Origin of the sequence: Phascolarctobacterium faecium DSM 14760, from assembly GCF_003269275.1 — a bacterium.
In the GTDB taxonomy this organism is placed as follows: Bacteria; Bacillota; Negativicutes; order Acidaminococcales; family Acidaminococcaceae; genus Phascolarctobacterium; species Phascolarctobacterium faecium.
This window is the reverse complement of sequence record NZ_QLTS01000001.1, coordinates 95,340-110,046: the sequence shown is the minus strand read 5'-3', so window position 1 is coordinate 110,046 and position 14,707 is coordinate 95,340. Positions and strand designations below refer to the sequence as shown.

Below are 14,707 nucleotides of genomic sequence, written 5' to 3'. Positions count from 1 at the left end.
TTATTGTTTTCTTTTTCTTTTCTTAAACTTGCCGAAAGAGAGGGACTCTCTATGAATATAGTCAAAGACGGTCATCCGTTCATATTTGCTTTTGCTATTATTACTTTTGCTGTAGGTTATTGGGGTAGTTTAATATGGGCCGTAGTTCCTGCAGTGTTAATGCTATTTTTTATTTATTTTTTCCGTAATCCCAATCGTCCTACACAATCAGATGACTCTATTATTTATTCTCCTGCAGATGGAACAGTAATGGCAATAGAAGACTTTTATGATGAAGAATATTTAAATGAAGATGCTATAAAGGTTACTATTTTCCTTTCCGTTTTTAATGTGCATGTCAATCGCAGCCCTGTTAATGGTGAAATAAAATACCAGCGTTATACATGTGGGCAGTTTGTGCCGGCATATAAAAAATCTGCCTCTTTTGAAAATGAACGTCATGCTATTGGAGTTCAAAACGATAAGATGAGAGTTTTGGTTATTCAGGTTGCAGGATTACTGGCGCGTCGTATTGTATCGTGGGTGACTTTAGGTCATAATTTGAAACAAGGCGAATGTTATGGTATGATTAAATTTGGATCAAGTACTGAACTCGTTTTACCAAAAAATGTTGAAATTCTTGTAAAAAAAGGTGATTCAGTAGTTGGAGGAGTTTCTCTGATCGGGAGGGTTCATTAAAAGATGAATTATCGTCGTATCATACCTAACAGCATTAGTGCATTAAGTTTAACATTTGGCGTGTTATCTATTTTTGATACATTTGAAGGCAATTTTTCCAGAGCAGCTATATTTATAATATTGGCTGTTATTGCAGATTCTATGGATGGAAGAGCTGCTCGCTTTTTAGGAGTAGGAGGCGGGGAATTTGGTAAAGAACTGGATTCTTTATGTGATTTAGGTTCTTTTGGTGTCGCTCCTGCTATTCTTATTTATCAATATGGTATGACAGATTTAGGTTTACTTGGAAAACTCATTGCTTCCATTTTTACAATTTGTGGTGCTATGCGTTTAGCAAGATTTAATGTAAATGTTGGTGAGGTAAAGGGATATTTTCAAGGCATGCCGATTCCTGCGGGAGCCTGTGTTTTAGCAACGTATGTTCTTTCTGATTATTCCTTTTCCACTTATTTTGTTGCAATTCTAACTTTTGTAATTGGTTGTATTATGTATAGTAATGTAAAATTTCCGGATTTTAAAGGTAAAGGAAATCCAATGTTTTTACCTCCGGTAATTGTTGCTGCTGCTGTTGGCATATATTTACTTTATGTAAACCTTTCAGCATGGCCTTTTGCGGCCATGTTTACCTATTCGTTAGCTGGGATTATTAACTGTGTTTATGCAAAAATGCTAAACAAGCAGTAAATATTTTTAGAAAGCAAGGAGATTTTTGATGAGTACCTATTTTGACTTGATCATGATTCCGTTGCAGCTTTTAATTGTATTCTTCACGATCTATTATTTTACGCTTTCTTTCTTTGGCCTTTTTGGCCGCAGACCAGAAGAAAAAATTTATGATGAGCAAAAAACTTTTGCTATGATCGTTTGTGCACACAATGAAGAGCAAGTTATCGGTCAATTGGTCGAGAATCTGCATCTGCTCAATTATTCTGATCATTTATATGATATTTTTGTAGTTGCAGATAACTGTAAAGACAATACAGCGCAAATTGCCCGTCAAGCAGGAGCAATCGTTTATGAACGCTTTAATGATAATGAAAAAGGCAAAGGATTTGCAATGGATTGGATGTTCCAAAGGCTTTTTGAAATGGAACGTCAATATGATGCTGTTTGTGTCTTTGATGCAGATAATTTAGTTCATCCTGACTTTTTAAGAGAAATGAACAGCCGTTTATGTAAAGGCGAACGATTAATTCAGGGATATTTGGACTCTAAAAATCCTAATGATACCTGGATTTCAGGAGTATTTTCTATTTCTTTCTGGGTCGTAAACCATGTATGGCATTTAGCTAAATATAATATCGGTTTATCTAGCTGTCTTGGCGGCACTGGTATGTGTATTTCTACAGATATATTGCGCAGACATGGCTGGGGTGCTACATGCCTTACAGAAGATATGGAATTTACAATGAAAGCTTTGTTGGAAGGTATACCTACTACTTGGGCACATGATGCCATCGTCTATGATGAAAAGCCTCTTACTTTTATGCAATCCTGGAATCAACGTAAACGTTGGGCTCAAGGGCATTTTGATGTAGCAAACCGTTATATCGGTAAATTGTTTGTAAAAGGCATTAAGGAAAGAAATATCGTTGTTCTTGATGGAATAATCAATTTATTCCAACCGTATTTCTTACTTATTTCTACTTTTTTTGTCATTTGCAGTTATATCTATCAATTTTATCCTTTCTATACAAATGTCTTATATGCTATTCTACCGTTAGAAGTTTGGACGCTGATAGGTATAGGTCAGTATATTTTTCCTATGATTGTACTTTTTAAAATTCATGCTTCTTTTAAATCATGGATGTACCTTTTATTGTATCCGCTCTTTATTTACAGCTGGATACCTATTACTGTACTGGGGTATATTCACAGGCATGATCATGAATGGAGCCACACTGCTCATACTCGCGGAATAAGCTTTAACGAAGTTTTAATTCCGGAAAATGCTGAACTTGGCCCGAAACAAGTCGTATTTCCTAAAAAACAATAACTTTTGACCGCTCTTCTAAAGAGTGGTCTTTTTCTTTATAAAATGCTTGAATTCTTTATTTTATAAGGCTTTTATGTTATTATAAGATGATAAGATATAAAATATATAAGGAGAAGTTTGTGAAGATACGCGGTATTTTATTTGATTTAGATGGAACATTGATCGATACTATCGATTTGATAATCCAAGCATTTGAACACAGCTTTGCAGTTTGCTTGAATAAAAAGATGCCACGTGCAGAGTTGGTGAAATATTTTGGGCTGCCGTTACGCAGTGCTATGGAAAATTATGTAGATAAAAATCAGGTAGAAACATTATGTGCAGTTTATAGAGAGTTCAATCTAAAATATCACGATGAGCTTATTAAACCGTTTCCAGGGGTTAAAGAAACATTGTCTGTTTTGCAGCAGCGTGGAATAAAAATGGCTGTTGTTACTTCCAAAAAGGTACCAATGGCCAAACGCGGTTTGCAGTGTATGGGGTTGGAAACCTATATAGAAGCGGTTATTGGATGTGATATATGCCAACATCATAAACCACATCCAGAACCAATGGAGAAAGCCTTGAGCGCTCTTAAACTGAAAGCTGAAGAATGCCTTTGTATCGGCGACAGTCCTTTTGATTTACAAAGTGGACAGGCGGCAGGCTGTTATGGTACGGCAGCTGTTAGTTATACCAGCTTTGACTGGCAGGAAATGCTTGATGAAGGTAATCCAACGTATATTCTGAAAGAAATGCCAGATTTGATAAAGATTATTGATGATTTGAATAATAAACACTAAGGAGGACAATATGCGTAAAATAGCAATCATAGGTGGAACAGGAATCTATAGTCCGGAAACGTTACAATGTTTTGAGGAAAAGGTGATTCAAACTCCTTATGGAGCAGCTTTATGTAATATTGGAACAATGTGCGGCAATCAGGTAATTTTCATTACCCGTCATGGTGTGGGACATAAAACAGCTCCGCATAAAGTAAACTATCGTGCAAATATCTGGGCACTGAAAAGTCTCGGTACAGAAGAAATTTTTGCGACTACTGCAGTTGGATCTTTAAATCCTGATATGGAACCCGGACATTTCGTTGTATGTGATCAGGTTTTAGATTTTACGAAAAGCCGTATCAATACTTTTTACGACAATCCAGAACGTGGTGTCGCTCATGTTGATTTTACCAATCCTTACTGTCCAAGATTACGAGACAAAGTAATTAATTGTTTATATAAAACAGATATTATTTTTCATAAAAAAGGCTGCTATGTATGTACTGAGGGACCTCGCTTTGAAACTGCTGCTGAAATAAAAATGTTTGCAATGTTGGGCGGTGACCTCGTTGGTATGACTAATATGCCGGAATCCTTGCTGGCCAGAGAAGCAGAAATGTGTTATACAAATTGTTCCATAGTTACTAATATGGCTGCCGGAATTTCTCCGACACCTCTTTCTCACAGTGAAGTAGTTGAAGCTATGGATAAAAGTATTAAAAATATGGAACAGCTTATCAGCGCCTTTATTGCTGCTAATGAAGCTGATAGTATGGAGTGTGGATGCCCGCAGTGTATGACTGAATTTGGTGGTTTTACTTTATAAGGAGCCTGTAAAAATGGTTAAAACTATGGAATGGCAGGGACAGAGCCTGCTTTTATTAGATCAGACGAAGCTGCCATCAGAAATTATAACTATTCTTTGTAAAGATTACCGTAGAGTAGGAGAAGCAATAAAACGTTTGGAAGTACGAGGAGCACCTGCTATTGGTGCGGCTGCGGCCTTTGGAATGGTATTAGGATGGCAGGAGCTTGCATCAAGATATGCTGATTTCAGCCAGGAAACTCTTTTAATAGAGTTCAAAAAAATAAAAAACTTTTTGCTTTCTACTCGCCCGACAGCAGTTAATCTTGGTTGGGCAGTTGAAAAAATATATAAACATGCTGTTGCTATGATAAATGCACAGCAATCTTTAAAAGCTATTGAAACTTCATTGGGAAATTTAGCCTGTAAAATTTATCAGGAGGATATTGAAGTCAATAGAAGGATTGGTATCTATGGGGCCGCATTATTGCCGCAGCAAGCCAGAATACTCACGCATTGTAATGCAGGAGCTTTAGCTACCTGTGGATGGGGAACTGCCTTGGGGGTTGTCAGACAAGCTTTTTTAGATGGACGGCTGGAGATGGTATACGCAGATGAGACACGACCGTTATTACAGGGGGCGCGTTTAACAGCCTGGGAATTAATAGAAGATAATATTCCTGTTACTTTGATTACCGACAATATGGCAGCCTGGGTTATGCAAACTCAACATATAGACTCTGTTATAGTCGGCGCAGATAGAATTGCTGCCAATGGTGATACGGCAAATAAAATCGGTACTTATGGAGTGGCATTGGCTGCAAAATATCATCAGATACCATTTTATATTGCTGCACCGATCAGTACTTTTGATTTTACTTTAGAAACTGGCAAACAGATCCCTATTGAAGAACGTTCTGCTGACGAAGTACGATTGCTTCATAGTGTGGTAACAGCACCACAGCAGGTGAATGTTTTTAATCCTGCTTTTGACGTCACTCCGGGAGAACTGATTACCGGCATTATTACAGAATATGGTGTTATATCTGCGCCATATATAGAAAATATAAAAAAATTGCAGAAAATACTGCAAGAGGAGGACTAATATTAACTATGGAAAGTATGATTCGTGATATAGCTTTAGCACCATCCGGAAAGCAAAAAATCTCTTGGGTAAAGGAGCATATGCCTTTGCTCAATATTCTTAATGAAAAATATAGTAAAAATCAAATTTTTAATGGTTTGAATATGGTAGTTACCATTCATTTAGAAGCGAAAACTGCATATTTGGCCCAAGTACTCAAAAATGCTGGCGCTAATGTAGTGGTAACCGGCAGCAATCCGCTGTCTACTCAGGATGATGTAGCTGCAGCGTTAGCTGATAGCGGTGTTACTGTTTTTGCAACCCATAACTGTACTGATAAAGAATACGATATGTATCTCAGCAAAGCATTAGATGTTGAGCCTGATCTTATCATTGATGATGGCGGGGATCTTGTCAATATGCTGCACGGTGAACGCAAAAATTTGGTTGCCAAACTTATTGGCGGCAGCGAAGAAACTACTACTGGCGTGCATCGTTTAAAGGCTTTATCCAATAACGGTAAGTTGGCTTTCCCCATGATTGCAGTTAATGATGCTTATTGCAAATATCTTTTCGATAATCGTTATGGCACTGGCCAATCTTCTTGGGATGGTATTATGCGCACTACAAACCTTTCTGTTGCAGGAAAAACAGTAGTCGTTGCTGGTTATGGCTGGTGCGGCAAAGGTGTAGCAATGCGTGCTAAAGGATTAGGAGCTAATGTTATAGTTACTGAAATAGACCCTATTAAAGGGATAGAAGCTGTTTTTGATGGGTTCAGAGTAATGCCTATGCAGGAAGCTGCTAAATATGGCGATTTCTTTGTTACCGTTACCGGCTGTAAAGATGTTATCACAAAAGAACATTTTGCTGTTATGAAAGATGGAGCCATTCTTAGCAATGCTGGTCATTTCGATGTTGAAATAAACATCAAACATCTTGAAGAATTAACTGTAGAACCGTCGTATGAGGTTAGAAAAAATATCAGAACTTTTACGATGTCAAATGGCCGCAAAATAAATTTATTGGGAGAAGGCCGTCTTGTAAATCTGGCCTGCGGCGATGGACACCCTGTAGAAGTAATGGATCTTTCTTTTGCGATGCAGTTTTTAGCAATGAAATATCTGTTGGAACATAAAAATGAACTTGAAAATAAACTTTATGTTTTACCAGAAGAGTTGAATACAGAAATTGCTGCGCTTAAATTACAAGCTATGGGTGTAGGTATTGATAAGTTAACGCAGGAACAGGAAACATATCTGCACCAGGCCTAAAGGAAGTGTTAATCTTGCAGGATGATCTCATTATTGATGCGGCTCGTAGACAAATAGTTACTGCAGGCATAAAAATGGTCGAGCAAAAAATGATTGCAGGATCTTGGGGAAACCTAAGTATAAAAATAGATACTTCACGTTGTGCAATAACACCATCTGGACGTAGTTATGACAGCTTAAATACTGAAGATATTGTTGTTGTGGATATGCAAGGTAATAAAATAAAGGGAGCTTTGATTCCTTCATCAGAAACACCTCTGCATCTGGCAATCTATAATGCTATACCTGCAGCACAAGCCATAGTTCATACACATAGTGTTTATGCCAGTGCCTGCGCTGCGCTGCATAGATCGATACCGGCGTTAATTGAAGATCTGGTGCAAATAATAGGCGGTAGTGTGGACGTTGCCGAATATGCGTTACCGGGAACAAAAGTATTAGCTGAAAATGCCTTAATAGCTTTACAAAATAAAAAAGCTGCATTACTAGCTAACCATGGAGTTGTATGCTGGGGAAATTCTTTAGAAACTGCTTTAATGGCTGCTGAAATAGTTGAGAAAGCAGCACATATTTATTGTATTTGTGAAACTATGGGCGGTGCTAAATTATTACCGGAATCAGACATTGCTATAATGCATGATTTCTACAAGCAGCATTATTCTAAACGCCAAATAGAAAAGGGAGATGAAGTACTTGAGTAAATTACTAATAAAAAATGTAGAAATAATTTCTGCTCCCGATAACGAAAAATATTTTTTAGGCATTGATAATGACACTATCAGTGTTATCAGTAAAGAAATGCCGACAGGTTTTGAAAATGCCGAAATAATCAATGCTTCTGATAAGATTGCAGTGCCTGGTCTGGTAAACACTCATACACATGCTGCTATGACTTTATTGCGCAGTTACGCAGACGATATGGTATTGATGGACTGGCTGCAAAATAAAATCTGGCCTGCAGAAGCGGGATTAAATGATGAAGATATCTATTGGGGCACAATGCTTTCAATCGCAGAAATGCTTAAAACAGGAACTACATGTTTTGCAGATATGTATTTTGCAATGGATAAAGTTGCCCAGGCAGTGAATGAAACTGGTATTCGTGCTTCTTTAAGCCGTGGTCTGGTTGGACTTACACCAGATGCTGATGAAAAACTGCAGGATAATGAAATGCTTTTTAAAAACTGGCATGGAAAAGCTGATGGCCGTATTAGAGTAATGTTTGGTCCTCATGCTCCCTATACTTGTCCTGTCTCATATTTAAAGAAAGTTGTAGCTAAAGCCGGTGAATTGAATGCGGAAATTCATATGCATTTATGTGAAACGGCAGGAGAAGTAAGTGATTGTGTAAAAGAGCACAATATGACACCTATAAAACTAATGAATAGTTTAGATATGTTTGATTGCGGAACTTTAGCTGCACATTGCGTGCATGTAAGTGAAGCAGACTTGGATATAATGGCTGATAAAAAAGTCCGTGTAGCACATAATCCGCAGAGCAATCTAAAGCTGGCCAGCGGTATTGCTCCAGTGCCGGCAATGCTTAAACGTGGTATTATAGTCGGTTTAGGTACTGATGGAACTTCCAGCAATAATAATTTGGATCTTTTAGAAGAGTGCCGTCTGGCAGCTATGCTTCATAAAGGAATAAGCGGTGATCCATTGCTTATTCCCGCCCAGGAAGCTTTAAAATTGGCAACTAAACAAGGTGCTTCGGCTTTGGGATTTACTGATGTAGGAGAAATTGAGGTAGGTCAGAAAGCTGATATTGTTCTTTACGATATGCAGAAGCCTTATTGGTATCCACGCCATGATCGTGTTTCTTTACTGGTTTATGCTGCAAGCGCAACTGATGCTGATACAGTTATTGTCAACGGTAAAGTTTTAATGAAAAATGGCGAACTGTTGGAAATGGATGTAGAAAAAATTTATGCGGAGGCCAATATGCGAGGCCATCGCTTAACTAGATAAAGCAAAAAAACTTTAGGAGTGACGAGAGTGGCAAAAATACTTGTAAAAAACAATTTAGCACCTGCTGTTTATGAATTTATTATTGAAGCGCCAATGATAGCTCATAAATGCCAACCCGGTCAATTTGTTATGATTCGTACAGATGAAAACAGCGAACGTATCCCTTTGACTATAGCTGATTTTGATCGTGAAAAAGGGACAATAACTTTGATTGTGCAAACAGTAGGCAATACTACAACACATCTTTGTGAAACTTTTATTGTTGGTGATGAAATTTTAGATGTTCTTGGCCCATTAGGAATGCCTTCACATATGGGTAAATTCGGTACTGTTGTTTGCGTTGGTGGCGGTATCGGCGTTGCACCGGTTTATCCCATTGCTCGTGCTTATCATAAATTGGGTAATAAAGTCATTTCTATTATCGGTGCCCGCAATAAAGATCTGATTATTTTTAAAGAAAAAATGGAAGCTGTCAGTGATGAATTGATTATTACTACTGATGATGGAAGTGCTGGTCAGAAAGGCTTTGTTACAGATCCTCTGAAAGCAATGCTTGAAGCCGGTGAAAAAATTGATTTAGTCTTGGCTATTGGACCTGTTATTATGATGAAGAATGTTGCAGAAACTACCCGACCCTATGGAACTCCGACTACTGCAAGTTTAAATACTATTATGGTTGACGGAACCGGAATGTGCGGTGGGTGTCGTGTCAGGGTAGGGGATGAAAATAAATTTGCATGTGTTGACGGCCCGGAATTTGACGCACATTTAGTAGATTTTGCTAATCTTGTTCAGCGTCAGCAAATGTATAAAGGTCAGGAAATGCTTGAATATAGCTGCGGAGGTCATTGCAAATGCGTGGAGGAATGAGAAATCCTATGCCGGAACAACCGGCTGATATAAGAAATAAAAATTTTGAAGAGGTAGCGCTTGGTTATGATATGGCAACTGCTATCGATGAAGCACAGCGTTGCTTAAATTGTCCTAAACCGCGCTGCGTTGAAGGTTGTCCGGTTAATGTAGAAATACCAGCTTTTATTCAAGCTATTGCTCAAAGTAAATTAAATGAAGCTATAACTATCCTGAAACGTAAAAATAGTTTACCAGCTGTTTGCGGACGCGTTTGTCCTCAGGAAAATCAGTGTGAAAGTAAATGCGTTTTAGGTATCAAAGGAGAATCCGTTGCTATCGGACGTCTCGAACGCTTTGTTGCAGATTATGCTCGTGAGCAGGGAATTGATATCACCAAAACTGATATAGATTCATCAAAAGATAAAAAGATAGCAATTGTTGGCAGTGGTCCTTCAGGTTTAACAGCTGCAGGAGATCTTGCGAAAATGGGCTATGATGTTACTATGTATGAGGCTCTTCATGCTCCAGGTGGAGTTTTAATGTATGGTATTCCACAATTTCGCTTGCCGAAAGAAATTGTAAAACACGAAATTGACGCCTTAAAAGATTTGGGGGTAAAAATAATCCCTAATGCCGTCATTGGCAGAACCTTCACCATCAAAGAATTAATGGATGAAGAAGGATTCAGTGCCGTTTATGTAGGTACAGGTGCTGGATTGCCACATTTCATGCATATAGATGGCGAAAATTTAAATGGAGTCTATTCTGCAAATGAATTTCTTACTAGAGTTAATTTAATGCGTGCATACCAATTTCCTAATGTTGCAACTCCTGTATATGTAGGTAAAAATGTTGCCGTTGTCGGTGCTGGAAACGTTGCTATGGATGCCGCGCGTACAGCAAAACGTCTTGGCGCTGAACAGGTATATATAGTTTATCGCCGTAGCGAAGACGAAATGCCGGCTCGCAAAGAAGAGATAGGCCATGCTAAAGAGGAAGGCATTGAACTGAGACTGCTCAATAATCCTACCCGTATTCTCGGAAATGATAAGGGCTGGGTTAATGGTATGGAATGTATAAAAATGGAACTTGGTGAACCTGATGCATCAGGACGGCGCTCTCCTGTAGAAATCAAAGGTTCAGAATATGTTCTTGATGTTGATATGGTAGTTATGGCGATAGGCCAAGGGCCTAATCCTTTACTCAAACAAACAACACCTGAACTGGAAACTAATAAACGCGGCAATATTGTTGCTAATGAAGAAGGTGCTACATCTATTCCTGGTGTTTTTGCCGGTGGCGATATAGTTACTGGTGCGGCAACAGTAATTTCTGCTATGGGAGCCGGTAAAAAAGCAGCTCTGGCAATTGATGAATATTTGTCAAAACATTAATTAAAAATTTCTTTCTCTGATAATAATAACCGTATAAAATATCCGGCAAAAATTTGCCGGATATTTTTAATTTTCTATTCATATTTGTTTTTATTTTACTTAACTTCAGAATGGTAAAAACTTCTATGATATGTTAAAATAAGTAAGATAAGTTTTATATTAAAAAATTTTCTTCGAGGTGAATAAAATGCAATTTCCGTTAGTATTAGGAGTTTCTGCACGTCATGCTCATTTATGCCGCGAGCATATGAACATTTTATTTGGTGAAGGGTCTGAATTACACCCAAAAAAATATATTGGACAACCGGGACAGTATTCTTCGGAAGAGCAGATTACTTTAGTAACTGCTAAAGGTGAGATGAAATTAAGGATCATCGGTCCTTTGCGTAAATATACACAACTGGAGCTATCTTTTACTGATGCCAGAAAAGTAGGTCTGAATCCTCCAATTCGAAATTCTGGAGATATTAAAGAATCTGCTGGAGGAAAATTAGTAGGACCTAAAGGTGAAGTAGAAATTACAGAAGGTGTTATTATAGCTGCACGGCATATCCATTTATATCCTGAAACAGCAGAAACATATGGTTTAAAAGATGGCGATATCGTTTCTATCCAAACAAATGGAGAACGTGCTTTAATTATGAATAATGTTTTAGTGCGTGCCGGTGAAGGGAATGCTGATGAAGTACATATTGATACTGACGAAGCTAATGCATGCAATTTAGACAGTGGTATGATGGTTGAAATTATTACAAAATAATTAACGAGGTGGTAAAGTGATAAAATTCTTGATATTTCTATCCCTGTTAATTCAATTGTCATTACTAAATATCGGTTATGCAAAAGAATATCGTAATCCTGAAGCTGGCTTTAAAATAAACATACCACAACAGGAAATAAACATTGTAAGTAAAAATTTTTATGGTGGAATGCAGCCTAATGGTAATTTTATTTACGTTTATAGCCTGAATCAAAAACAGGCATCAGATTTATTAGAAGAAAATTTCACTACAGATGCTTTTAATGATGATTATACGGCAATTGAATTATTGGAACGTTCTGGTATTGATCCTCAAAAAGCCAGTCTTAAATTATTGGATCCTGTTCTCTACTGGCCTTCAGATAAACCTTTTATTAAACAGCTGCCCAATGATGTTGCTTTTAATATTCAAACTCAAAAAATCCATGGCAGAAAAAGTTTAAATATGCAGTTTACTGAAAATATGGAAAACGAAATTAAGGATAAAAATTCATATTTATGTTCAATCGATTTGCTTTCTGCAAATAACAGATTATACGTAATCAGTACCAAAGTCTTAAACAGCCAAAAAGAGTCTGAAGTATCAGCTGAATCAGTACGTAACGAGTATCGAAAAGGTGTGTTAATAACAAAACCTTCTGCAAATACTAATACATTAATTTACACTGATAAAATAGGAAAATTTAGATTTGATCTTCCTGAAAATTGGTATTATGTTCAAAGTTACTTTTCTGATAATCCGAAAGCTTGTTTGACTTTTGCCTTACCGTTGGAAACCTTGGAAAAAATTAAGGAAAAAACTCAAAATTTGGAAGCGAATGACTTAGATAAAGAGAAAATAGCTGATAATGTTTCCGAAGAAAATATAGCGTCATGGATGGATTTACTAACAGAAAGCGTATGGTCAGTTTCCTGTGAAACAAAAGAATTTGAGACAGCTGCTTATTTAGAAAATCCAGAAGCTACTAAAGCAGAGATGCAGTTGTTGTTTTCAGAGCTAAAAAACTATATTGAAAGCAGCCGCTACTATAAAAACAGTAAGTTTGATTTTGATGTCAATATTACTCCTAAAATAGGATATATAAATTTCGATCTATCATTTAATTTAAAAGATAAAAAAGATTTCGACAATACCGGCAGAATTTTCTTTACAAAGAAAAAAGGTGGTCTTGTAGTTTATACATCCACTCTTAGAAATACAGAACAACCAGCTTCTAAAGAACTCATAGAGAATATTAAGATGCTTGATTTACAGTGATTTTGATGCCCCTTTACTTAGCAGTATGAATGCAAAGGAGACATAAATATGAGAAAAACAATCTGTTCAGGAATCATCACATTCGGTATCTTGGTTAGTCTTTCCAGCTGCTATGCTTTCGACTATCGCAGTGAAGAAGCTGGTTTCAGTGTCGATATTCCAGATGATAACACTATTATTGTCAGTAAAGATCTGTTTGCGGCAGGCAGCAATAAGTCTGGCATGCATGGTATAGCAGCTATAAGTCAGCAATCTATTGAAAAATATACGAAAACAGCTTTTGCTACCAATAAATTTGAAAGTGATTTAAAGAAGATAGCTGAAGATATTAAAGCTGGAAAAGATATCTTAGCTGATCCTGCTTATGCTTATCTTACTGTACCGCAAAATGAGTTACAAGTATATATGCAGAAACTTATGCAGGATAATCCACAATCTTTACCTGGTAATAAAAACTATAAAATAACAAAGATTAACAAAATACCAGCATTAGAAATCAACAATGATATGCTGTTGAATTATGAAATAAAATTGCCAATTGCTTATACTCGGAAAGAACAGCAGAATATACAAAAATATAATCCTTATGTTAAATTCAGTGCTGATGGTAAACAGATGACAGCTCAGTACAATTTAATTTCTAAAATTTATATTTTGTCACAAAATAATCAATTATATAACATAAGCAGTGGATATGTTGAGTTTCCTGCAATAGAACAAAGTGAAACAGTGGTTGCAGAAAATAAAGCTGATAAATTTATTCAAAAGTTTACAGACAATAAAGTTGATAAACGTGCATATAAGAAATTCTCTAAAGCGTTTACAAAAAAACTGAATTTCTTTAAACCACAATTATCTAATTCTGAACTTATTATTAAAGATGGTATTTTTAACAATGAGTTCAAAGTCCCACATAACTGGCTGTACATTCAAAGCAATCAAAAAGTGGAAAATATGCCTGTCAGTTTCTTCGCTGCATTACCTGTCAGCAGCTTGGAAAAGATGGGGAAGGAGTATATAGATTCTAAATTATTTAATATTGAAACTACCAAAATAGGTATGAATGTGGAATCTAATAATATTGATGACTTTGATTTTAGCAAAATTTTAAAAGCTTATTCCGAAGGTGTTATAGGTATTTCGGCAGAATATAAGCCAGCTCGTCCTCATGACCAAGGCCCAAAGCAGTTTTTAGAAAATCCTGTTTTTACTAAAATTATGTTCGAAGAATTTATGAACAAACCGTTTTTGAATCCACGTGAAAAAGCAAAACTAGAAAAGTTTGTTCAGATTAAAAATTTTACACATGATATTGATATCAATAAAGAAAACTGCCTGCTTCAATTTACTTATGATGTAGATTTACATTTGCCACAAACTTTATCTAAAATCAACCGACCTGGTTATGACATTTTTCAAGAAACCGATTTAACAGATTTATCTATACATGGGCAAAAGAAAGTTTACTTTGATGCAGATAATCGAATTAATCTGTTATGTTATTTTACACAAGATAAAACGATGAAATCAAATTTGATCCAAAAAGAATACGACAGCTATAATTTATTCAAAAGTTCTTTGTTAAAAGAAAAATATTAAAAAATACTTTCTAACACCTGGATAATAAGTCTTAAAATATTATCCAGGTGTTTTTATCTAAAAATACATCGTCATAAATCGTTTTTAAGGCAAGTGAAAAACAAATTGAATAGAAGTTATAATACAATCGATTAAAACAGCTTAAAAGAGAAATTTACGCATATATGTGGATTTATGTTAAATATTTACGTTATAGAGTTTAACTGTATCAAAAATATCGTTAATACTTGCCGATGGCCGTGTTGCGGTTTATAATCTTTATGTAGCTGCTT

General features: G+C 36.4%; 14 protein-coding genes. All 14 read left to right on the top strand.

The genetic code is table 11. The features are described 5' to 3' along the window. Positions 1-51 precede the first annotated feature (51 nt). The 14 genes from C8D73_RS00485 (at position 52) to C8D73_RS00420 (ending at position 14,435) form a co-directional block, all read left to right on the top strand. Positions 52-678 (top strand): phosphatidylserine decarboxylase family protein, encoded by a 627-nt coding sequence (locus C8D73_RS00485; protein WP_021718487.1) that lies wholly within the window; start codon positions 52-54, stop codon positions 676-678. A gap of 3 nt (positions 679-681) precedes the next feature. Next, positions 682-1,362 carry a CDP-diacylglycerol--serine O-phosphatidyltransferase gene (gene pssA / locus C8D73_RS00480; RefSeq protein ID WP_021718488.1) on the top strand — a complete coding sequence of 227 codons (681 nt, stop codon included), beginning with the start codon at positions 682-684 and terminating at the stop codon, positions 1,360-1,362. A 28-nt stretch (positions 1,363-1,390) separates the two neighbouring features. After that, positions 1,391-2,674, top strand: coding sequence for a glycosyltransferase family 2 protein (locus C8D73_RS00475; RefSeq protein ID WP_113076980.1), 1,284 nt, complete (start codon positions 1,391-1,393; stop codon positions 2,672-2,674). Positions 2,675-2,793: 119 nt separating this feature from the next. Beyond that, on the top strand, positions 2,794-3,456 hold the full coding sequence (gene ppaX, locus C8D73_RS00470) for a pyrophosphatase PpaX (RefSeq protein ID WP_021718490.1): 663 nt from the start codon (positions 2,794-2,796) through the stop codon (positions 3,454-3,456). Between the two features lie 10 nt (positions 3,457-3,466). Next, complete coding sequence (gene mtnP, locus C8D73_RS00465) at positions 3,467-4,264, top strand: S-methyl-5'-thioadenosine phosphorylase (protein WP_021718491.1); 798 nt, start codon at positions 3,467-3,469, stop codon at positions 4,262-4,264. Positions 4,265-4,277: 13 nt separating this feature from the next. Beyond that, positions 4,278-5,348, top strand: a complete 1,071-nt coding sequence (mtnA, locus tag C8D73_RS00460) for an S-methyl-5-thioribose-1-phosphate isomerase (protein ID WP_021718492.1) — start codon at positions 4,278-4,280, stop codon at positions 5,346-5,348. Between the two features lie 8 nt (positions 5,349-5,356). Then, complete coding sequence (locus C8D73_RS00455; protein WP_021718493.1) at positions 5,357-6,601, top strand: adenosylhomocysteinase; 1,245 nt, start codon at positions 5,357-5,359, stop codon at positions 6,599-6,601. Positions 6,602-6,615: 14 nt separating this feature from the next. Continuing rightward, positions 6,616-7,302: a class II aldolase/adducin family protein gene (locus C8D73_RS00450; protein ID WP_227202233.1), complete on the top strand. Its 687-nt coding sequence runs from the start codon at positions 6,616-6,618 to the stop codon at positions 7,300-7,302. Then, positions 7,295-8,572: an amidohydrolase gene (locus tag C8D73_RS00445; RefSeq protein ID WP_206671973.1), complete on the top strand. Its 1,278-nt coding sequence runs from the start codon at positions 7,295-7,297 to the stop codon at positions 8,570-8,572. Before C8D73_RS00450 ends, C8D73_RS00445 begins: the two co-directional genes overlap by 8 nt. Before the next feature lie 27 nt (positions 8,573-8,599). After that, complete coding sequence (locus C8D73_RS00440; protein WP_021718496.1) at positions 8,600-9,442, top strand: sulfide/dihydroorotate dehydrogenase-like FAD/NAD-binding protein; 843 nt, start codon at positions 8,600-8,602, stop codon at positions 9,440-9,442. Next, entirely contained in the window at positions 9,427-10,818 is a 1,392-nt protein-coding gene (gene gltA, locus C8D73_RS00435) for an NADPH-dependent glutamate synthase (RefSeq protein WP_021718497.1), read from the top strand. Before C8D73_RS00440 ends, gltA begins: the two co-directional genes overlap by 16 nt. Positions 10,819-11,005: 187 nt before the next feature. After that, the gene (gene pduL / locus C8D73_RS00430) at positions 11,006-11,578 is read left to right on the top strand and encodes a phosphate propanoyltransferase (RefSeq protein WP_046430500.1); all 573 of its coding nucleotides are present in this window, start codon (positions 11,006-11,008) and stop codon (positions 11,576-11,578) included. Between the two features lie 16 nt (positions 11,579-11,594). Continuing rightward, positions 11,595-12,836, top strand: coding sequence for a hypothetical protein (locus tag C8D73_RS00425; protein WP_113076978.1), 1,242 nt, complete (start codon positions 11,595-11,597; stop codon positions 12,834-12,836). 48 nt (positions 12,837-12,884) lie between these two features. After that, a complete protein-coding gene (locus C8D73_RS00420) occupies positions 12,885-14,435 on the top strand; it encodes a hypothetical protein (RefSeq protein ID WP_113076977.1) in 1,551 nt (516 codons plus the stop codon). Positions 14,436-14,707 lie beyond the last annotated feature (272 nt).